This is a genomic window from Rhodanobacter sp. K2T2 (genome assembly GCF_013408815.1).
Taxonomy (GTDB): Bacteria; Pseudomonadota; Gammaproteobacteria; order Xanthomonadales; family Rhodanobacteraceae; genus Rhodanobacter.
In genome coordinates this window covers 62,533-82,146 of sequence record NZ_JACCCA010000005.1, presented here as the reverse complement: position 1 = coordinate 82,146, position 19,614 = coordinate 62,533, and the positions used below count along the sequence as shown (strand labels likewise).

Annotated in this window: 20 protein-coding genes and 1 pseudogene; 12 read left to right on the top strand and 9 right to left on the bottom strand. The window is 55.2% G+C overall.

The features are described from left to right. Positions 1-89: 89 nt before the first annotated feature. On the bottom strand, positions 90-578 hold the full coding sequence (locus HDE78_RS09575) for a YdeI/OmpD-associated family protein (RefSeq protein WP_179478665.1): 489 nt from the start codon (positions 576-578) through the stop codon (positions 90-92). Positions 579-1,078: 500 nt separating this feature from the next. Between HDE78_RS09575 and HDE78_RS09570 the strand changes: the two genes are divergently transcribed. From HDE78_RS09570 to HDE78_RS09555, 4 genes and pseudogenes are all read left to right on the top strand, one after another. Continuing rightward, entirely contained in the window at positions 1,079-1,543 is a 465-nt protein-coding gene (locus tag HDE78_RS09570) for a GNAT family N-acetyltransferase (RefSeq protein ID WP_179478663.1), read from the top strand. Positions 1,544-1,876: 333 nt separating this feature from the next. Further along, positions 1,877-3,218 (top strand): annotated as a pseudogene (locus HDE78_RS09565) (IS1182 family transposase); the annotation flags it as partial. 247 nt (positions 3,219-3,465) lie between these two features. Further along, positions 3,466-4,341, top strand: a complete 876-nt coding sequence (locus HDE78_RS09560) for a LysR family transcriptional regulator (RefSeq protein WP_179478661.1) — start codon at positions 3,466-3,468, stop codon at positions 4,339-4,341. A gap of 85 nt (positions 4,342-4,426) precedes the next feature. Continuing rightward, positions 4,427-5,332, top strand: coding sequence for an MBL fold metallo-hydrolase (locus HDE78_RS09555; RefSeq protein WP_179478659.1), 906 nt, complete (start codon positions 4,427-4,429; stop codon positions 5,330-5,332). 74 nt (positions 5,333-5,406) lie between these two features. Here the strand turns inward: HDE78_RS09555 and HDE78_RS09550 are convergent, their stop codons facing one another. Continuing rightward, positions 5,407-5,946 carry a cysteine hydrolase family protein gene (locus tag HDE78_RS09550; protein ID WP_179478657.1) on the bottom strand — a complete coding sequence of 180 codons (540 nt, stop codon included), beginning with the start codon at positions 5,944-5,946 and terminating at the stop codon, positions 5,407-5,409. 429 nt (positions 5,947-6,375) lie between these two features. Between HDE78_RS09550 and HDE78_RS09540 the strand changes: the two genes are divergently transcribed. The 4 genes from HDE78_RS09540 to HDE78_RS09525 all read left to right on the top strand — a co-directional run bounded on the left by HDE78_RS09540 (position 6,376) and on the right by HDE78_RS09525 (position 9,548). Next, complete coding sequence (locus HDE78_RS09540; protein ID WP_179478655.1) at positions 6,376-7,095, top strand: NAD-dependent epimerase/dehydratase family protein; 720 nt, start codon at positions 6,376-6,378, stop codon at positions 7,093-7,095. 148 nt (positions 7,096-7,243) lie between these two features. Then, positions 7,244-7,819 (top strand): GNAT family N-acetyltransferase, encoded by a 576-nt coding sequence (locus tag HDE78_RS09535; protein ID WP_179478653.1) that lies wholly within the window; start codon positions 7,244-7,246, stop codon positions 7,817-7,819. Between the two features lie 261 nt (positions 7,820-8,080). After that, positions 8,081-8,713, top strand: coding sequence for a LysE family translocator (locus HDE78_RS09530; RefSeq protein WP_179478651.1), 633 nt, complete (start codon positions 8,081-8,083; stop codon positions 8,711-8,713). A 100-nt stretch (positions 8,714-8,813) separates the two neighbouring features. Next, a complete protein-coding gene (locus tag HDE78_RS09525) occupies positions 8,814-9,548 on the top strand; it encodes an alpha/beta hydrolase (RefSeq protein WP_179478649.1) in 735 nt (244 codons plus the stop codon). A 230-nt stretch (positions 9,549-9,778) separates the two neighbouring features. Here HDE78_RS09525 and HDE78_RS09520 read toward each other — a convergent pair whose 3' ends face one another. Together HDE78_RS09520 and HDE78_RS09515 are read right to left on the bottom strand one after the other, a co-directional pair. Continuing rightward, a complete protein-coding gene (locus HDE78_RS09520; RefSeq protein WP_179478647.1) occupies positions 9,779-10,273 on the bottom strand; it encodes a GNAT family N-acetyltransferase in 495 nt (164 codons plus the stop codon). Beyond that, positions 10,273-10,770: a rhodanese-like domain-containing protein gene (locus tag HDE78_RS09515; protein WP_255457732.1), complete on the bottom strand. Its 498-nt coding sequence runs from the start codon at positions 10,768-10,770 to the stop codon at positions 10,273-10,275. The genes HDE78_RS09520 and HDE78_RS09515 overlap by 1 nt, the downstream gene beginning before the upstream one ends. On the opposite strand from HDE78_RS09515, the gene ftrA reads away from it, so the two are divergent. Beyond that, the gene (gene ftrA, locus HDE78_RS09510; protein WP_179478645.1) at positions 10,764-11,783 is read left to right on the top strand and encodes a transcriptional regulator FtrA; all 1,020 of its coding nucleotides are present in this window, start codon (positions 10,764-10,766) and stop codon (positions 11,781-11,783) included. The genes HDE78_RS09515 and ftrA overlap by 7 nt on opposite strands. A 756-nt stretch (positions 11,784-12,539) precedes the next feature. Here ftrA and HDE78_RS20835 read toward each other — a convergent pair. Beyond that, complete coding sequence (locus HDE78_RS20835; RefSeq protein WP_218862251.1) at positions 12,540-12,692, bottom strand: LysR family transcriptional regulator; 153 nt, start codon at positions 12,690-12,692, stop codon at positions 12,540-12,542. Positions 12,693-13,016: 324 nt separating this feature from the next. On the opposite strand from HDE78_RS20835, the gene HDE78_RS09500 reads away from it, so the two are divergent. After that, positions 13,017-13,535: a lipocalin-like domain-containing protein gene (locus HDE78_RS09500; protein WP_255457731.1), complete on the top strand. Its 519-nt coding sequence runs from the start codon at positions 13,017-13,019 to the stop codon at positions 13,533-13,535. A 173-nt stretch (positions 13,536-13,708) separates the two neighbouring features. On the opposite strand, the gene HDE78_RS09495 is transcribed toward HDE78_RS09500, so the two are convergent. The 3 genes from HDE78_RS09495 to HDE78_RS09485 are packed head-to-tail and all read right to left on the bottom strand — an operon-like array spanning position 13,709 to position 15,455. Next, entirely contained in the window at positions 13,709-14,554 is an 846-nt protein-coding gene (locus HDE78_RS09495; RefSeq protein ID WP_179478643.1) for an MBL fold metallo-hydrolase, read from the bottom strand. Between the two features lie 21 nt (positions 14,555-14,575). Continuing rightward, entirely contained in the window at positions 14,576-14,902 is a 327-nt protein-coding gene (locus HDE78_RS09490; RefSeq protein WP_179478641.1) for a hypothetical protein, read from the bottom strand. 7 nt (positions 14,903-14,909) lie between these two features. Next, complete coding sequence (locus tag HDE78_RS09485; RefSeq protein ID WP_179478639.1) at positions 14,910-15,455, bottom strand: sugar ABC transporter; 546 nt, start codon at positions 15,453-15,455, stop codon at positions 14,910-14,912. Positions 15,456-15,623: 168 nt separating this feature from the next. On the opposite strand from HDE78_RS09485, the gene HDE78_RS09480 reads away from it, so the two are divergent. Further along, positions 15,624-16,517 (top strand): LysR substrate-binding domain-containing protein, encoded by an 894-nt coding sequence (locus HDE78_RS09480; RefSeq protein WP_179478637.1) that lies wholly within the window; start codon positions 15,624-15,626, stop codon positions 16,515-16,517. A gap of 257 nt (positions 16,518-16,774) precedes the next feature. Here HDE78_RS09480 and HDE78_RS09475 read toward each other — a convergent pair whose 3' ends face one another. Further along, on the bottom strand, positions 16,775-17,668 hold the full coding sequence (locus tag HDE78_RS09475) for a LysR family transcriptional regulator (RefSeq protein WP_179479084.1): 894 nt from the start codon (positions 17,666-17,668) through the stop codon (positions 16,775-16,777). Between the two features lie 279 nt (positions 17,669-17,947). Here HDE78_RS09475 and HDE78_RS09470 point away from each other — a divergent pair, with 279 nt between their 5' ends. Next, positions 17,948-19,513 (top strand): MFS transporter, encoded by a 1,566-nt coding sequence (locus HDE78_RS09470; RefSeq protein ID WP_179478635.1) that lies wholly within the window; start codon positions 17,948-17,950, stop codon positions 19,511-19,513. Positions 19,514-19,614: the final 101 nt, after the last annotated feature.

Here is a 19,614-nt window from a genome sequence, read left to right as displayed (position 1 = left end):
GGAGATCCGCCTCGTACCCGCATCGGCCGCGCAATTCCGCCCGACCACGCGCGAAATCCGCTTACATGCGGCGCTTGATTCGGCGAAATTTAGCCTTTAGGTGTTTTTCGCTGCGCAAGCATGATGACGGTCTTGTCGATGCGTGCGGCGCGGGTTTCTGGTCTCTTGGCGCTTTCTATCCAATCAACAAACTCTTTTCTGTGAGAGTAGGACAGGGCTGCAAAAGCTTTGGCTTGGGCGTCTGATTTCTTGAGGATTGACTGTAGGTCATTGGGGACCACGACGTCGCGAGACGCTTCGTCAAATTCAAGAGTAACCGTAACGGTGTCGCCAGGTACTGCCTTTGCACCTCGCTGCAAATCCTTGTTTAAGCCGAGGATGTGGCTACCGTCGCCGCGTGGCATAAGCGTATTGCGGTAGTCGAAACCATTGATAGCGCCGCGGACAGGAATTTGACCTTTACGCCCGAAAACTTCCAGTGCATTGAAAGGTAAACGGATATATGCCCATGCGCTATTGGGTCCGCGGCCCAAAATTTCTGCTTCAAAAGTGATCGGCTTTGCTTTAGCAAGTGGCACGATAGAAACTCATAACGGGCATCGACATATAGGAATGCAGCTAATGCGCTAGTAGGCGTATCCGCGATTAGTTAAGCATCTTTTATACGAAAGCGAAGAGTATCGCAAAGCGCTCCCAACCGTCTCTAGCTTATATTCGCTCGTTCTCCATGCCTGCCGACTTTCGAGCGGCGGTGCTGATTGTTCTGCACACTTAACCCACCGGTCCCGGACTGGCCGCTGGTCTGCTCGACAACAAGGTTGCGATGCCAGTTTCTTACGCTCATTCGGGCGAATCGCTGAAAGGTGGGCACATCTATTTGGCGCCACCGACACGCTCTTCGCCAAATCCACGCCGATGGTTATAGTGTTCGTGGAGACTTCCTGTTCGAGTGACGGTTGATCAGCATCACCATCATGGCCCTTGAGGCCGAAAGGGGAGGGAGTCTCTTTTTATCCGTTCAAGGCGGACGGCTACGCCGCCGCTTAACTCAGCGTTGGGCCGCACGGGAGACCGCATCATGAGTATCACAGTCCGTCAAGATGACCTGTCCTCCACAGAAGTTCAGTCGCTCATCGCTGAACATCTCTCTGGCATGCAGAGCAACTCGGCGCCCGGCCATGTGCATGCGCTAGCTATTGAAGGTTTGCAATCGCCGAACGTCACCTTCTGGGTGGCATTTATTGACGGCATGTTATGCGGCTGTGGAGCACTGAAGGAACTAGATCCACTGACCGGTGAGGTCAAGTCAATGCGTACGCGCGCCGCCTTTCTGCGTCACGGTGTCGGGCAAGCCGTCCTCGATGAGATCGTTCGTACGGCTCGTCAGCGTGGATATTCGCGACTTGTTCTTGAGACCGGGGCGAGCCCTGGTTTCGTTCCGGCGCATACGCTATATCAGCGTAATGGCTTCGAGTGGAGCGACGCATTCGGCGACTACACTGCCACACACTTCAACGTGTTTATGGCTAAAGTTCTCTCATAGACATGGTGCGATACCAGTGGGCGTTTAAGCCGATGGTTTTGAAGTCTCGCTTGGCTCGGACGTTCCGCACAAGGCCGCGGCTTAACTTAGGCGTTACCGGCAGGTCAGCCATGATCTTCCGAGAGAACTGCAAGCCTATTGAATCCCCCAGCGAGGCCCAGATAGCGCGCGCGATTTAGCGCACAAAGTTTTCCTTTTCTGTGCTTAACCGTCCGAGCCGCTTAATTCAAGCGTTGAACGTCCGCTTCTGGCCTATTTCGTTAAAAAACTCGGTTAAATCTGCCAGTTGAACCTGGTCAACTGATATCCCGTTAGTCGAGCGGAATTTTCACGATGATGGGTCGTCAGCAAGCTGGGCAAGCACCGTTGTTTTACGCGTTCAATCTCGAAGACCATGTACCCGCCAATCACCTGTTACGCGGGATTGATCAGTTCCTCGATCTAAGCGAGCTGCACCAGCACCTCACTGTCCACTACAGCCACAAGGGGCGATCGTCGATCGATCCGGCGCCGATGATCCGGATGTTGATCATCGGTTACTGCTTCGGCATCCGTTCGGAGCGCCGCTTGTGCGAAGAGGTACATCTGAATCGGGCCTACCGCCGGTTCTGCCGCCTAGGTTTGGAAGATTCACCACCTGACCACTCGACGTTCTCGAAGAACCGTCATGGCCGGTTCCGCGACAACGGCACGTTGCGGTTCGTGTTCGAAAGGGTCCTGCAGCGCTGTATCGCGGAGAAGTTGGTGAGTGGCGAGGGATTCGCAACTGATGCCAGCGTCATCAAGGCCGATGCGAATCGCCAGCGTGGCGTGCCGGGTGCCGACGTGCAATGGTCTGAAGAGAACATGCTGACGCGCCCCGTGCGTGAGTATCTGGCCGCGTTGGACGCCGCAGAACAGGAGTGTGAGCCACCGAAGAACATCTAGTTGACGGATTCGGCTTCGCAGTGGGCGGCGGCTCCTGGAGGGCCCGCGTTCTATGCTTATTCAACAAACTGCCTGATCGATGTCGCTGCCCGAATCATCGTTGATGTCGAAGCGTCTCCGGCACGCCGCACCGACGAAGTGAATGCCATTCGGACCATGGTCAAGCGGGTCGAAGATCGCTTCGATCTCAAGCCCGCGCGTCTGATGGGCGATACGGCCTACGGTAGCGCCGAAATGCTTGGCTAGATGATCGATGACAAGTCGATCGAACCTCACGTGCCGGTATGAGATAAGTCGGAACGATCGGATGACACCTTCTCTCGAAGTGACTTCATATGGAACGAGGAGGACGATGGATATCGATGCCCGGCCGGCGACCCACTACGCTGTGATTGGAGGAAGTTCTCGGTACCGCGTTCAGGTATCACCAAGGACGACACCATCATTTACCGATCCAGCGTCCACGACTGCAAGCCCTGCCCGATGAAGGCTCAGTGCTGCCCGAACACGCCGACTCGTAAGATCGCTCGCCAGGTTAATGAAGCCGCGCGCGATGTCGCCCGAGAGATCGCGACGACAGCGCGATACCAACAGTCCCGTAAAGACTGCAAAAAGGTCGAGATGTTGTTCGCGCGCCTGAAGCGGATCTGCGACTGGATCGGCTGCGACTTCGCGGGCTGCTTGGTGCGCAAGATGAGATCTTGCTGGCGGCAACAGCGCAAACCTACGCCGAATGGCACAGTGGTTAGTACCGAAAGTACCGACATTGGCTCAATCACTGCCCATAGGTCATCGCCCGAACACAATCTGTTTGCGCCAGTCGAGCTGCTTCAAGAAACCGAGTTTTTCAACGGAGTAGGCCGGAAGCGGACATTGGGCGTAATGCATCTACCGTTAATTTGACTTATCCGACGCATCGGTTTGCAACTGCTTGACCCTGCTTGCAGGTGGCTTGCCACTCAAGCACAGTCGCTCCTCCAAATAGGAGTCTTGACGTGGAATGGAATGACGTTCGCATCTTTCTCGCGGTCGCGCGTCAGGGGTCGATAGGGGCCGCCGCGCGATCCACTGGTCTGAGCCATCCCACGGTTGGCCGGCGCATGCGCGCCCTGGAAAAAAATGTGGGTCATCCTCTCTTCCAGCGGCACAGCACCGGAGTGCTTCTCACCGAGGTCGGCTCCAAGGTGCTACGGCTCGCGGAGGAGATGGAAGTGTCCGCACTGGCCTTTGAGCGCCGACTGATCGGTGAAGACAGCAGCCCCTGTGGTTCACTGCGTATCTCCTCGGCAGACTGGTTCGCGACTTATGTTCTGCCACCCGTCATCGAGGCGCTGGTGCATGATCACCCAGGCATACTGCCGGAACTGATCGTCAGTTCGCGGCGCTACGACCTTTCCCGTCGAGAGGCCGACGTGGTGTTCCGGGTCGTGCCGTTCGAGGAAGCAGGCATAGTGCAATGCCGACTCCTGCGCGTCGCCTATGGCCTGTACGCCCGGACCGATACAGTGTTCCCGGTACGCGGCGATGGTCGGGGTTCGAACCTGCTGATCATGGATACAGCGGTAAACAGCTACCCGGAGGTGGACTGGCTCCGAAAGATCCTGCCGCATGCGCAAACGGCTGTTATCGCCAATCATCGGGCGTTGCAGGCGCGATTATGTCAACGGGGCATGGGGCTGGCAGTGCTGCCGCGAGCAGTCGGTGACGCGACGTCCGGATTGACGCGAGTCGATCTTGGCGAATCGCCTCCCTCTCGACATATCTGGATGGGTTATCACGAAGACATGCGTGGGATGGACAGGGTCCGGGCACTGGCCGACGTCGCAAGGCGTCTAATCGGCGGCGACGTAGATGGAGAGAACGAACAATAGTGAAGGTGTGACGCACGTTCCTGTCAGTGTGCACGGAACGCTGCCATGGGCAGGCTAGAGCCTCCCTTGCTCTGGATCCTTCTTAATGTGCGATGACAGTCTTTCCTTCTCTCCGCAGTTGATGTCTGACAGTTTTCCACCGACTCGTAAATCGGGCTTCCATCGCTTCCGTATCGGAAGGATGACGATCACGGCGTTGTGTGACGGATACTTCCCACTTTCTGCTCATGACGTCTTGCGAAGCGGCGAAGCATCGCTCGACCTACTCCTGCAGGAAGCCTGTCTTGGCAATATCGTGCCCAGCCACGTCAACGCGTTTCTAATCGATGATGGTCTGCACCGTATTCTTATCGACGCCGGCGCCGGTGACCTGCAGGACGTAACCTTGGGCCAGATGGCGGCGCAGATGACGTCGGCAGGCCATCACCCCTCCGACATCGATATCGTGCTGGTAACACACCTCCATCCAGACCATATCGGCGGCCTTACACGGAACGGCGAAGCGCTGTTTCCGCGCGCCATGGTTTATGTGCCACGTGAGGAGGCCGCGTTTTGGCTGGAAGCATCCCACTACGACAGCGTCGATCCCAGCGTGCGGGCGACGTTCGAGCATGCCCACCTGATCCTCGCGCCCTATGTCGCCGACGAGCGCTGTTGCTTGTTCGATCCCGAGATGTCTTGGTACGGATGTCTCACGGCAGAAGCCCTTCCGGGCCACACCTGCGGCCATACCGGATACCGCTTGCGCACAGGCGAACGGGATCTCGTGTTCTGCGGGGACCTATTTCACGTTGTGTCAGTGCAACTGGCCGAACCGAGCGTGACCGTCTGCTACGACGACCGGCCTACGCAAGCGAAAACAACGCGAGAGACTTTTCTGGCAGCGGCGTCAAGGAGTGGCGATATTGTAGCTGCCGCCCACTCACCGTTTCCTGGGCTTGGACATATCCAGAAGGCGGCGCACGGGTACGTATGGTTTCCCGTCGCATGACCCCGCCGAGGGCCAATCAGTGAACGCTTTTTCTGGGAACGACTCTTTCTGATTAAGGCGGCGCTCGCTTTGGTTTAAGCTAGAAAATCTATATCTGTGCTAGCAACAGCTATAGCGCGTGGCCCGAAACTTGAGATATTTGTGAGAGTGGCATTGTGATGAGCAATCACTTGCAAGGCGGAGATAGCGGTGTTGCCAGCCGAAGTGTGCGCATCTGACACAAGTACAACGGGAAAGCCTAGGGAAAGAGCGCGACGGGTAGTTGTGTCTACGCAAAATTCGGTGTGCATACCGCACACTACTAATTGTTCTATGCCGCGAGCTTTCAAGATTGCCTCAAGTTCGGTGCGAAGAAACGCATCAGGAGTGGTTTTGCGCACCTTGATATCTGTGCTCTCGAACTCTAAGCCCTTGGTAAGTTGCCATGAGCTTGAACCATGCTCAAGGAAGCCAGTTTTCGACTCGTGTTGTATAAAAATAACAGGTGCGCCAGCCGCTCTAGCTTTTTGGGTAACGACGTTGATGCGAGATATGGTGCCCTCGCAATCAAACGCCGCGCTTTCACCTTCACAAAGACCTTGTTGAACGTCAATTACTAAGACAGCTTTACTCATTTGCAAACTCCACTGAAGGCCTGATCAAGCGTTCTCGTTTTTCCGAGTCACCTGGAAGTAAAGGTGGTTGATGATGCCATGGCGTAAGCGACGGGTGAGAGACCGCCGAGCGAGCGATGGAATCGTTGGTGGTTGTAGCGGTGACGCCAATCCTCGGTCATGCGGCGTACCTCACGCGGAATAGTGAATACGCAACGGTCCAGAATTTCGGCACGGAAGCTGCGATTGAATCGTTACACATTGGCGTTTCGAGTCGGCTTATCGAGGACGCTTCACGCACTCGAGCATGAAATTCATGCGCGACTCTTCATCAGCCGATTCGGCCAAGTCTCTTGCACAATCCTTCAAGACCGATGCCTATCGTTCATCCTATAACCTACATAGGCTGCTGAGCAGATTAGACTATTTTAGGCGTCATTAGATTCAAGTATGGCTTCACGTCCAAACAAAAGCGTTTTTGTTGCCGGTGCAAGTGGCGCTATTGGCAGCGTGCTTTGCAAGCTTCTGCTTGCGGATGGCTGGCGAGTAGTCGGTACAACTCGATCGACTGCCAATGCATCTCTTCTTAGTGTCATGGGCGTCGAGCCGGTAATCGTTGATGTTTATGATCGTCATGCGCTGATCCGAGCCACCCGCGCGGCGCAGCCGGACGTCGTCGTACATCAGCTTACCGATCTGCCCAAGACGTTTAACTCAGAGAGTATGGCGGCTGCTCGTCAACGCAACGCTCGCATGCGCGAGATCGGCACTGACAACCTTGTTGCCGCGAGTGTCGCAGCGAAAGCGAAGCGCTTGGTAGCCCAGAGCATTGCCTTTGCGTATGCCCCGGGTTTGCGGCCTTATTCCGAGACAGCTCCACTTGATCTTTCCACTGCATCTGCCGTCGCGAAACTCGAAGCGCTGGTTCTGGACTGCGGGCTGGAGGGAGTCATTCTTCGCTATGGCAGGCTTTACGGCCCACGCACGTGGACGGAGGGGCCTTCTGGAGAAGCACCGGTTCACGTTGAGGCGGCAGCCGACGCTGCCCGAAGGGCTATGACGTTAGGAACGCCGGGCACTTACAACATCGCTGAAGAAGACGGAACAGTTACCAGCGCTAAAGCGCGCGCGGAACTCGGCTGGAATGCTGACTTTCGAGCAGCACCCTAATGTAACCCACTGCCTGATTCCAGCTGACTGCTATTCGCACCAGCCGAGCTCAAACGGCAGGGATGGCTAGTCAACGCTAATCAGAACGGCAGTGTCGAATAAGACTCACTCATCTCGCTTCCACATTTACCACCAAGGCCAAGCTTCAATGACTTCTGAACCTTTCGAGCCACTGCTGACGACCAGGCTCCGATTGCGGTGCGTTGCGCCGGAGGATGCCGCAGCAACATCATCGTTGATGACGCCGGGCGTGAGTCGATGGCTCGCATCGTGGCCTTTACCATTCACTCGTGAGATGGCCTTAGCCAGAATTGAAAAAATTCGCCGACTTGCATTTCGTGGTCACGCTTTACCATTTGCTGTAACCGACAAAACCGATGGCAGATTACTTGGCTGGGTCATCCTAGAGCGTAACGATAAGAGCCGGAGTTCGGCATCGTTAGGGTTTTGGTTAGGTGAAGAACATCACGGAAAGGGCTATATGCGCGAAATTGCTCCTGTGGTGATTGCGGCCGGGTTCGAGCTTCTTGCGCTGGATGTAATCGAGGCCGGGGCACAGGTGGACAATCTCGGATCGTTTGCGGTTATGAAAGCATGCGGTATGAAGCCGATAGGCGGACGCAGCATCTATGCACCTGCGAGGGATCGCGATGAGCTCTGTCACTTCTACGAAGTAAGGCGCTCTGGCAATCAATCCCTGAAGGGCGAGCACCGCAATGGCTGACGATCAGACCATCGATAGAGAAGTTTGCTTTGACTTCGAAGCCAATTTCTCGAACGGCGGGGCGAGATAGTGACAGGTACGGGTCAATCGTCCGATGCTGACCCGTCTGTCGACATACTTTTTCTTTCCGGCTTCTACCACGCCACAGTTTGGCTACCCATAGCCCGAGAGAATGGGGCGGAAAAAGATTAAGAGATGTCTGCATTTGCTAGTGCCGTTCGCAAGGGCGGCGCCCTTTAACTTTCTATTTGGAGTAGCGCGGTGCCCGAATTTCACCACTGGCTTGCGTTCGCGTTCGTCGCACTCGGCCTCGTGCTGACACCTGGCCCGAACATGCTTTACCTAGTCTCACGCTCGATCTCCCAAGGTCGCAAGGCTGGCCTGATTTCGCTCGTCGGCGTCGGTCTTGGCTTTATTGTTTACATGTTGTTCGCCGCGTTCGGAATCACCGCGCTGCTCATGACTGTGCCGCTGGCGTATGACGCGTTGCGCGTAGGTGGTGCGCTATACCTGTTGTATCTCGCTTGGCAGGCGCTGAAGCCTGGCGGGAGGTCACCGTTTCAGATACGCGATCTACCGGTCGATAGCCCGAAGCAACTTGTAATCATGGGATTCCTGACCAATCTGCTGAATCCAAAGGCGGCGGTGCTATACCTGTCGTTGCTTCCCCAGTTTATTGATGCTGATCGCGGCAACGTGCTTAGCCAATCGTTGGTACTCGGTTTTACCCAGATCACAATTAGCCTCTCGATCAACGCGACGATTGCGATAATGGCCGGCACCATCGCGGGCTTTCTCGCCGGTCGCCCGCTTTGGCTCACGGTGCAGCGCTGGTTGATGGGTACAGTACTGGCGGGATTGGCTCTTCGGATGGCGACCGAAGCGCGGCGTTGAAGGACCTTCCGCTGCAGACGTCCGTTTAGTCACGCCTGGAGCCGAACTGAGTTGGCGACGAATTGGGACAGTCTCGTGCACCACTTGACGCAAGGAAACCATGAATACGCCCGTCATTTTCATCCATGGACTTATCGGCACATTAGACGTAATCGATTTTGACTACACGCATGCTTCGCCCGATCTACTAGGCTACGGCGCGGATTCAACCGCTCCCTCCCATTCAATCTCGTTGAATGCGCAAGTTGAGAACGTCCGAGTGTTCATTGATCGTCACTTTGACGGGCGATCTGTCCATGTCGTAGGCCATTCGGTGGGCGGAGCGATCGCGATGCTACTCGCGCACGCTCACCCCGAATATGTTCGAAAGATCGTGAACGTGGAGGGCAACTTCACGTTGGACGACGCCTTCTGGTCTGCGTCAGTGGGACGTATGACTTCCGCTGAAGCAGACGCCATGCTGGAGGGTTTTCGGGAAGATCCCGTGGCATGGTTAAGCGGCGCTGTAGCCAAACCCACAGAAAAAATGTACGAAACTGCCGTTCGTTGGTTGGGATATCAGCCAGCTTCAACGCTTCGTGCAATGGGACAATCGATTGTGGCGACCACTGGGAATATCGATTATCTCGCAGCCATCAAGAGCGTCTTCGAGCGGCATGCCGTGTATTTGATCGCCGGCGAACGCTCTCGTGGGGATTGGAACGTCCCGGAGTGGGCATTAGAAAAATGTGCCGACTATCAGACAATTCGACAATGTGGGCATCTCATGATGCTTGAGGATCCCGAGGCGTTCTCAGCAACGGTCAAGCAATGCCTCTTTATGTCCAATTCCTAATATTGAATAGCTTCGGCCTTATTTGAACGCTCGGAAAATATCGGCTTTCCGGTAACTCCGATGTACGACAATTGGTCCACACCAAAAGCCAGTTCATTGCCGTGTTCTACATCGACCGAGTTCAGATGTATTTGTCATTCTTGGCCGCGGTCGCCGATCAGGTATACCTGAAAAATCCTTGGCAATGGGCTGGCAGGGGAGGTGGCAAAGAGGTCTTCTGCCACCTTCCCTCATGTGTCACACAGTGCTAGAACAAATCGCTGTTTTGGCTTGGCACTAGCGCCGTGTCGGGCGTAGAAGCGCATCGCATCAAGGTTCCAATCCGGTGTCTGCCACTGCAGTTCGCGCAATCCTAAAACCCGCGCCTTTTCTTTCACCACATGCAATAACTTCGCACCGACAGCCTGCCCCCGCGCTTGCTCTTCGACGAATAAACAGTCCATATGTAGATAGTTGCAGGCGGCCCAGGTCGAGAACTCGACTGTCGCTGTGGCGTAGCCGACGGGAACACCATCTTTCCAAGCCATCCAGGCAAAAAGCCGAGCCGGATGAGTGAATATCGCGTCCTTGAGTAAACCAAGTTTGGTTGATGGATCGTAACTAGCGCGTTCGTATCGTGCATGCTCCGCACAAAGCACGATCAAACTTGGCAGATCGGCGGGTCGAACCGTGCAGACGCTACAGTCCGCTCCACCGATTCCGCTGCTATCGGTATCGACGGACATCAAGCGACCTGCAGTGTTTTCGTTTCGGCAGTTGTAAGCTCAAAGCCCTCGTCTAGCCAGCCAGTGACGCCGCCTGCCATCAGCTTGACTGGACGGCCCAGTTGGGCAAAGCGCAATGCCGCGCGCGCCGCGCCGTTGCAGTGCGGGCCAGCGCAATAGGTAACGAACAATGTGTCGTCGGGGTACGCGCTCATGCGCGATGCAATGATTTTCCCATGGGGGATATTTACTGCGCCAGGCAGATGCCCAGCTGCGTAGAGCGCTGGACTGCGGGCATCGACAAGAATGAAGCCAGGATCAGCGGATTGCATCGCTTCATGTACATCCCAGCAGTCGGTCTCGTGAGTAAATTCGGCTTCGAAATGGGCTAAGGCCTCGGCTGAAGGCGCGGCGGGAATCTTGGTAACTGCATTGCTCATGGCGAACTCCTTGAGGATGTAATTGACGAGTTCATTGTCCAATGTGGCGCAGTTTGCAACAATTGGCGTATATGACATTAACCGATCAAATATCGCCAACTACCGGCAGGACGTTGAAGCCCGCCGGTCGCTTGGTTGTCGCTTTGGTCTATGACGGCTTGTGCAGCTTTGAGTTTGGATGTGCGGCCGAAGTATTCGGTCTGCCGCGTCCAGAATTTGGGCCCGACTGGTATCGATTTGCGGCTTGCGCGGTCGATCCGGGTCCCATGCGCGCACTCGGTGGACTGCGCGTGACGGTAGATGGTGGCCTCGGCTTGCTGGCGCGCGCGGACACGATTGTGATCCCAGGATGGAAGGGCATCGATGTGGAGCCTCCGCCTAAGCTTATTCGCGCGCTGCGGGCTGCGCATGCCCGTGGCGCGCGTCTAGTCTCGATTTGCTCGGGCGTATTCGTACTTGCGGCGACAGGGTTATTAGACGGCCGTTGTGCGACTACGCATTGGCGTTATACGGAGAAACTCGCTGCGCGCTATCCCCAAATCGTGATCAATCCTAATGTGCTCTACGTCGATCAGGAAAAGATTTTGACCTCCGCTGGCAGTGCCGCCGGTCTCGACCTTTGTTTGCATATCGTGCGGCGTGATTTTGGTGCAAAGATCGCCAACCAAGTCGCTCGCCGCTTAGTTATCTCGCCACACCGCGATGGTGGCCAAATCCAGTTTATCGAGCGACCTGTATCACGCTACGAGGCTGGTAACCGGCTGCCATCCTTGCTTGATCGGCTAGTTAAACAGCTAGATCAGCAAATCACAGTGAGCGAAATGGCCGTATTAGTATCGATGAGCGAACGCAGCTTTCTGCGTCGATTCAATGAAACAACCGGAACGTCTCCAGCAGACTGGCTCACGCTCGCGCGAGTGGACCGCGCCAAGGAATTGCTCGAAACCACCTCACTTCCGGTGGAGGCTGTGGCTGTGCAATGCGGTTTCGGGAGCGCGATAACGTTGCGTCATCATTTCCGAAACAAAATTGGATTAAGTCCTCTTGCCTATAGACGGCGTTTCGCGTTGAGCCAGCGGCCAGCGGTTTAATGCAAAATCGTGCTGACCCACCATTCTCCCGGGTGCCTGGCGTTGGCCTGGCGACTACGCAGTTCTGGACAGATTTTTGAATGCCATCCCTGGCGTGTGAAGTGCATTGCGATCGGCTGTCATGGAGCGCCGAATAAAGCACCACCTCGTGTGTGGGCAAGGGAGGCAATGAAAGAGCGTGGCCAATATCGATGGTGCCAGACGGTGCAGCACGCTTCGGCAGCACGGCGACTGCTAATCCAATCGTCGCTGCAGCGCCCGCCACCGCAGCGCCCTTGCCGATAAATACCTCCGTCCAGGCGATGCCGGCGCTATCGAGCGCACGGACCGCCGCCGTGCGGATGCTGCATGTTTCCCCCTGGGTCGATAGCGGCAGCGGTTGACCTGCAAGCGGCTGCCAGCGTGCGGCAGCGATCCAAGCAAACGATTCGGCGAATAGGACTTCACCGCTACGCCGACTATCTTCTGACTGCAATACCAAGGCAGCATCCAGCACACCATCGTTGTAGGCCTTCAGCATTTCGTTCGAGCCAGCGACTCGTAGCTCGATCACCAGATTCGGATCGTGCTCGGTCATCCAAAGCAACAAACCGGGTAACTCACTGCCCACCAGTTGGTGGCTGATGCCGATAACCAAACGGCGCTGCTTTACTTCAAATGAGGCGATAGCGCGCTCAGAAGCCCCGACCAGCTCGCGAGCCGACTCCATAAAAGCGACCCCGTCGACCGATAGCCGTACTTGGCGCGGCGTTCGCTCTAGCAGTCGTCGACCCGACTGGTCTCTAGTCGACGCAACTTCAGGCTAACTGCCGATTGCGTGCTGCCCAGCGCGTCTGCGGCGCAGGTAAAGCTCTGCAGCTCTGCGGTCAGAACAAAAGCTTTGATCGCATCCAGGTCGAAGGATTCCATGGCTGATCCATGTCATTTAGAAATGACTGAAATACTTATTCATATGTTTTCTAAATGAATAGTGGCGCTTTACACTGCGCCCCACATCGTCCGTCGAAGCCGCAAATCTTTCATCGGACGCCCACCAGCCAACATCTGGATAGGTACTTGCTCATGCCCTCGCTCTGGCGCGGTCTGCTATCGCTGCGCGGCCATGTCATCGATTCGCGTTGCACGTTCCGATGGGCCGATCCGCCAGCATGGAAAACGCAGCGGAAGGAAAGGACGAATACATCAGGTAACAACACAGTCGATTCAACAGAGCCTTGCGGGGGATACCCAAACATGAAATCAGCAAAGACCTTTCTATTCGCCCTACTGACGACCCTTCTCCCGACGTACGCAGCCGCCGCCTCGGGTCCCGATAAAATGATTACAGTCGCGGCCATCGAAGGCACTTGGACGCTCGATTTTGCCGACGTTAAACATCCGGATGGAACACGCACACATGACTTCGGCGATGCTCCCACGGGCATGCTTCAAATTGATCATGCCGGGCACTATTCGCTGTTTATCTTCAATAGCTCTCGTCCCAGGTTCGCCGCAAACGATAGGAACGCAGGGACACCGAGCGAATTACGGGCTGCCTTTTTAGGAACAAGCTCTCATTTCGGCACCGTCGCCATTGACCCGCTGAAGGGCACGCTTACCTTCCATATTGAGGGTGCAACGTATCCGAATTGGGAGGGGACAACGCAGGTGCGCAGTTATGAACTAAGCGGCGACATGCTGAGCTATAAGGTGCCGCCGCGGCCGAATGGAGATATCCCATTGACGGGATGGAAAAGACTACGCATTAATTGAGGCAGCCGCATAAGCCCTTGCCTTTTTGAGGTGGGCCTTCCTTCGTCACTCGAGCCCGAATGTCCCCTGAAAGTACGGAACGCCTGAGAGAGACAACACCGCCCTGCAGTATTCGTGGTCGCTTCAATGAAGTGCTGGAGTCGGATGAAGCTAGGGCACTTCCGTTCGAAGGCTCATGCTTCGGTCTCGTAAAGCAGACCGTAGCTTCCACTCATTCGCCTTATTCGCGCGAAGCCGAGTTCTCCCAAATGCATGCCGGCGATCAAAAGTCCTTCCGAACTGACCATGTCCAAGAGCCCTGATCGAGTGGTGGCCGCAAGGGAAGGATCTTGATCGAATGCAATGGATACGTCTGGCCGCTTAATCTGGATGTGAGGAAAATGAACAATATCTCCCCAAACAAGCAGGCCCTGATCATAGGATTCAAGGAGATATCCGGAGTGTCCATCTGTGTGTCCCGGTAGTGGCATCGCTCTGATGCCCGGAAGCACTACACCCTTATCGAAGGTGCGAAGCTTATCGCGGTAGGCGTCGAACACCTGACGCGCTATTTGGAAGTTGCCGCGGGCACGCTCGGTGGCGCGGCTTAGGTTTCCGTCATCCTGCCAAAAATTGACCTCTCGCTGATGAGCGACGAGCTCTGCGTTTGGAAACGTGATTTGTCCGGCGGTGTCGACAAGCCCTCCAACATGATCGGGATGGGCGTGTGTGAGCAGGATCGTGTCGATCTCCGATGGTTCGACGCCAGCAAGCGACAAATTGGCTCTCAGGCGCCCGCCCCATTGCTTGATACCCCCGGCCCCGCCGTCGATGAGAATTGTGCGGCCTTCTGCGCGTACTAGGTAGCAGTTGATATGCACGGCGGAAGGCACCTTTTGCCCTGCGTCACTTTGCATTCTGGAGGCCTCGGACGGCTCGATATTCGAGAGGAAATCCAGGCTTGCGTCGAGATAGCCATCGCTGACTGCGGTGATGGTGAAATTCCCGCCTCGCTGACTGGGAAAGGTAAGGGTGGACATAATTTTTCTCCAGAAGGCTTCCTAATTTCGGGCGTGAATGTCCGACGCGGCATAGCCAAAGCAACGGATGCGCGCCCGAAGAGCAGTGCAGTGTGCGATGGTGTCCTCCAGGGCTGCCATAAACCGGTTCATGACCGGGGGCGTGCGAAGCGTCTCCAGACGATATTGAACTTCCGCGAAGACGGGATGCCCGTGCCCGTGTCGAACGGCTACATAGATGACATGAATATTTTCGCGCGCCGCTTGAAGGACATCCGTACAGAGTTTGACGCAGTCGCGGGAAAGCTCGGCAAGCGTTTCATCTGACGGCATCTGCCCTGTAGGAATATAAATAGTGACATTGGGCATGGCGGACCTATCTCTTCCGTTCGGTTGAGACGGTGCGGAAGCTAGTCAATTGTCCAGTCATGGGCACGTAGAGGTGGACGCCTACAGACATACTCTCGATAAGCTGAGCGTTTCGTCGAGGCATCTTTGCAAGCCAGCGGTTTGCCGGAAACATCTCAAGCGCAACTGCTTGCATGGCCAGCGGCTTGAGTCCCAACTGAATCAGAGGTTCGGGGCCGCTTGCACAGAGCACGAGGAGTTCGTCTGCATTGACCGCCGGCGCAAGGCCAATATCGCTATAAAGATTTCGATGCCAGTCGGTGATGTGTTGCTGCCACTTTGCGAAATTGCCGCCGCCCTTCTGGTGATATTCCTCTCCCGTCAAAACGCCGAGACCATCAATCGTGTGGATGGCTAGGTAGACCGGGCAATCATCGCTTATAGACTTGAAACGCTGCGACGTATGGAAGCCTGTAACAGAGATGAGGGCGGGCAGTTTTTCGAGGCTGTAGAAGCCGTTCCATTCGGCTTCGCTCTTTGGATCGTCGAAGCTGCATTCCACGGTGTAGATCATCAGATTGTCCTTCGAGGCGCATGAACGTGTCGCGCATAGACATTCGTATTCATTGCGGTAACGTAATGCTAATCTGACATTTCCTCGGTAGATAACGATATAACGTCAGCCTTCAGTGATATTTGCTCAAGCTGGTGTAGAAATACGTACGGATGCGACGACAGTCCAATGCGACGTAAGATTCCAAGTAATTCCGCGCTCCTGGCTTTTGAAGCCGCGGCTCGACACGGCAGCTTCGCCCGCGCGGCCGACGAATTGGCGCTGACCGAAGGCGCAGTTAGTCGTCAAATCGGTCGATTAGAAGCGTTTTTGGGCGTCGCCCTGTTCGAGCGTGTTGGAAACCGGGTACGACTTGTGCCCAACGGCACAAGATACTCGGCGCAGGTCCGCGAGATTCTGAATCGGCTGGAACGGGACAGCCTGTATCTGATGGGACAGCCCGTCGAAGGTGCGAGTATTGAGATCGCCGCGCTTCCGACCTTTGCCACCCGCTGGCTTATCCCTCGACTAAAGCGATTTCAAATCAAGCATCCAAACGTTACCGTCCATATCGCCGAACGTATGGATCCCTTCATTCTTCCCGGTAGCGGTTTCGACGCAGCAATCCATTTTGAGCATCCAGCATGGGCGGGCATGCATCAACATCGCCTGTTGGAGGAGGTACTTGTGCCGGTCTGTAGTCCTGCGCTCTTCGCGGACGCTGGTGCAAACATATCGCTGGATGAGTTGCCACGCTTGCATAGGCTACAAAATCCGAACGCGTGGCAGCTTTATGCCCAAGAGGCCGGTATCGTGCTGAGCAACTCGGCGGTTGGCGCGCGTTACGATCTCCATTCCATGCTGATCGAAGCGGCGCTAGCCGGCTTGGGTGTTGCATTGGTGCCGCGTCTTTACATCGGGGCGGAGCTCGAACAAGGTCGTTTGATAGCGCCTTGGCCGGATGGGAAGGCGATCACCAAGAAATTTTGCCTCGTTCTCTCTGATCCGATCGAATTGAGTGAAGCGCCGCTACAAGCATTTGCGAAATGGATTCTTGACGAAGCTCGGGGCTTAGCGCCGTGAAGCAGCGCCTGACGCAGTTGCATGTGTGCCAAGCACCCGAGACTGCTTCTTTCATCTGCGAAGAATATAGAAGCAAATGCCGGAAATCCACGGCATGATCTGCCGCGACGAACAAAGGATACCTCGCATTGCAAGCGGCATTGTTTTTCGTACTCCCCACGGTGCGTAAGTTGCCGCGTTGCCATTGAGGCCGCGCGGGCAGCAATTCGGTGGGCTACAAGGGGTTTCCCGATATCCTTCGATTCTGAGGGCCAAATCTATACGGTGGTGAACCGTGGCCGTCGTCGCGCAAGCTTCGCCAGTGGTGCTGGCATGTTCATGACCAGCTTGCCAAATTCGCGGGCGGCGAGACTCTTGGCGCCATGGCTCCAGATGAGCGTAAATTCGGCCTTCGCGAGCGTCGGCAAACCAAATTGACCGTCTACCACTTTCATTCCCGGCTCTAGCTCATCGTGCAGCAGCACTGTGACGGCGAGTCCTGCCTGTACGGCCGCTCGGAGACCTTCATGATTCGGTGAGGTGAAGACGATATGCGTCGCAATGGAGGTTTTTTCCAACGCATCGACTCCGATTTTTCGGGAGACGCACGGTGCGGGGGATAGGGCTAGTGGTATCGATGAGCCATCGCGAATGCCAAATGTTTCAGACGCCGCCCAGACGAATCGGGTGCGTCGCAGGACGGTGTCATCGCCTACGCTATGCGGAGTCGATAACACTACTGCAAGATCGAGCTCACCGGCGTCAAGCATTGAGCGCAAGTCGGGATAGGTGCTGACCTTTACATCAAGCCGTACTTCGGGAAATGCCCGAGCAAATTGACATAGCAGCAAAGGTAGCCGCTCACCCATGAAGTTCTCTGGCAACCCGAACCTAACCACACCCGAAACCGGCGAAGGCTGGAAGCGTCGCACCATCCTGTCGAGAAGACTTAGAACTTCCCTTGAGTGACGTAAGAAATCCTCACCGTCCTCAGTCAAAGTGATTCGGCGTGTCGTACGGTGCATTAGCGGCCGGCCCACCTGTTCCTCGAGTCTTCTGATCTGGTGGCTGACGGCAGACTGTGTCACGTGTAGTTGCTCCGCCGCCCGCGTGAAACCCTCGGCCTCTGAGACAACTACGAACGTGCGTAAGAGTGTGAAATCGAAATCCATCAAAATCATGTCCAAATTTAATGAATATAAGAAATTAAATCATTTATATCATGACTGAGCGGCCTTTACACTCGTTGCTAAATCCTCTCTTGAGAGCGGCACGCATTAGCAATTTACCTTCGGCGTCAGTCGTGCTTTGGCTGATCGAAGGAGCGGCCCAGTCGAGCGACCTCTCATAGAGCTATGACGTACGGGCGGCCTCTATTTGCCAGGCGCACGCAACGATTTCATTCGTCGCGAGCGACTGTCGAGCCATGTTTAAACCAAAGACTAAAATCAATGACCTCTTTCCAAGCTGATAGAAACGTACTCGCACTGGCTGCTGTTTGTTTTGCTTCATTAATGGTGGGTCTGGAGATTTCTAGCGTGCCGGTAATATTGCCGACGCTACAACGTGTAATGCATGCAGATTTCAAGCAACTCCAGTGGATCATGAACGCCTACACGATCGGCTGCACCACGGTCCTGATGGGAATCGGGGCACTAGCGGATCGCTATGGTCGCAAGCGAATATCGATGATCAGCATCATGGCGTTCGGCATTACATCGCTCATCTGTGGGCTGACACGGGATGCTTCCGTCCTAATTCTTGCCCGCTTTCTCCAAGGCATGAGTGGGGGTGCAATGCTGATCTGCCACGTTGCTGTTCTCTCGCATCAGTTCCAGGACGAGCGGGAACGTGGTAAAGCTTTCGGCTGGTGGGGAATCGCTTTTGGCGCAGGGCTTGGTTTTGGGCCCATCATCGGCGGTGCCATCGTCGCGCTCTTCAATTGGAAGTGGGTCTTTTTCATCCATGTTTTGATTGCGGTCGCAACGTTGTTTCTCGCCATTCGTGGGGTGCGTGAATCGAAAGATCCGGTTGCAGAAAGATTAGACATTGCCGGCATTGCGACGTTGTCCGTTTCGGTGTTTTGCGTCGCCTATTTCATCACTCAGGGACCGGATCTCGGCTTCGCTAGTCCTACGGCTCTTGGGATCATCGGCGTTGCCGTAATGGGTTTCTTCGCATTTCTATTTGCAGAAAAAATCAACCCACGTCCGATGCTGGATTTCTCAGTCTTTAAGGTGCGCAGGTTTTCTGGAGCTCTTTGTGGCTCTGTCGGCATGAATCTTAGTTTTTGGCCATTCATGATTTATCTGCCGATCTATTTTCAAAGTTGTCTTGGCTATGATGTCGTTTCGGCGGGACTCTCTCTCTTAGCCTATACCTTGCCGACACTGGTAATTCCGCCTTTGGCGGAGCGGCTTTCGCTTCGCTATCAGCCGCGAATCATCATTCCATCGGGAATGTTTACCATCGGATTGGGCTTCCTACTGATGAAATTCGGGGCGGCGAGTGAAAACGCGAGCTGGCTGTCCATGCTGCCAGGCGCCCTACTGGCAGGTATCGGGCTGGGTTTAACTAATACACCAGTTACTAATACGACCACAGGTTCAGTGGATAGTGCGCGGGCGGGAATGGCTTCAAGCATTGATATAAGTGCCCGCTTGATAAGTCTTGCAATCAATATCGCAGTGATGGGGTTTCTCCTGCAAAAGGGCATTCAGTCTTATTTGAAGGGCGTTCTACCTGCCGCTTTTGACGCTGCACAACTGCGATCTTTTTCCGAACTCATCGCTGCAGGTAACAGCACATCCACGCACGTTTTGTTCAAGCAATTGTCCTCAATGGGGGCAACGGAAGCCATTGTCCACGGAGCTCTCGGGCAAGGATTTAGTGTAGTTATGCTCTACGGAGCCCTGAGTGTCTGGGGCCTTGCCTTAATAAGTTTCGTCACATTCGGCTCCAACGGGGCTCGATCTGACGGGTTGAAGAACGCCGACCACCAATCAGCTGAAACCTAACAGCCTCAAGGAACTAACATAACTGGACTGAGAAAAATTGCCGAATTGATGGGGTGTTGGTAAGACTCGCGTTGAGCGTGGTCGATTCGTCTTCAATGACG

Coding starts and splice junctions, on each gene's coding strand:
- ftrA (WP_179478645.1), top strand. CDS start 10,764: ATGACATTAACCGATCAAATATCGCCAACTACCGGCAGGACGTTGAAG.
- HDE78_RS09555 (WP_179478659.1), top strand. CDS start 4,427: ATGTGCGATGACAGTCTTTCCTTCTCTCCGCAGTTGATGTCTGACAGT.
- HDE78_RS09540 (WP_179478655.1), top strand. CDS start 6,376: ATGGCTTCACGTCCAAACAAAAGCGTTTTTGTTGCCGGTGCAAGTGGC.
- HDE78_RS09520 (WP_179478647.1), bottom strand. CDS start 10,273: ATGTCCGTCGATACCGATAGCAGCGGAATCGGTGGAGCGGACTGTAGC.
- HDE78_RS09495 (WP_179478643.1), bottom strand. CDS start 14,554: ATGTCCACCCTTACCTTTCCCAGTCAGCGAGGCGGGAATTTCACCATC.
- HDE78_RS09550 (WP_179478657.1), bottom strand. CDS start 5,946: ATGAGTAAAGCTGTCTTAGTAATTGACGTTCAACAAGGTCTTTGTGAA.
- HDE78_RS09475 (WP_179479084.1), bottom strand. CDS start 17,668: ATGGATTTCGATTTCACACTCTTACGCACGTTCGTAGTTGTCTCAGAG.
- HDE78_RS20835 (WP_218862251.1), bottom strand. CDS start 12,692: ATGGAATCCTTCGACCTGGATGCGATCAAAGCTTTTGTTCTGACCGCA.
- HDE78_RS09470 (WP_179478635.1), top strand. CDS start 17,948: ATGACCTCTTTCCAAGCTGATAGAAACGTACTCGCACTGGCTGCTGTT.
- HDE78_RS09570 (WP_179478663.1), top strand. CDS start 1,079: ATGAGTATCACAGTCCGTCAAGATGACCTGTCCTCCACAGAAGTTCAG.
- HDE78_RS09535 (WP_179478653.1), top strand. CDS start 7,244: ATGACTTCTGAACCTTTCGAGCCACTGCTGACGACCAGGCTCCGATTG.
- HDE78_RS09490 (WP_179478641.1), bottom strand. CDS start 14,902: ATGCCCAATGTCACTATTTATATTCCTACAGGGCAGATGCCGTCAGAT.
- HDE78_RS09525 (WP_179478649.1), top strand. CDS start 8,814: ATGAATACGCCCGTCATTTTCATCCATGGACTTATCGGCACATTAGAC.
- HDE78_RS09500 (WP_255457731.1), top strand. CDS start 13,017: ATGAAATCAGCAAAGACCTTTCTATTCGCCCTACTGACGACCCTTCTC.
- HDE78_RS09480 (WP_179478637.1), top strand. CDS start 15,624: ATGCGACGTAAGATTCCAAGTAATTCCGCGCTCCTGGCTTTTGAAGCC.
- HDE78_RS09515 (WP_255457732.1), bottom strand. CDS start 10,770: ATGTCATATACGCCAATTGTTGCAAACTGCGCCACATTGGACAATGAA.
- HDE78_RS09485 (WP_179478639.1), bottom strand. CDS start 15,455: ATGATCTACACCGTGGAATGCAGCTTCGACGATCCAAAGAGCGAAGCC.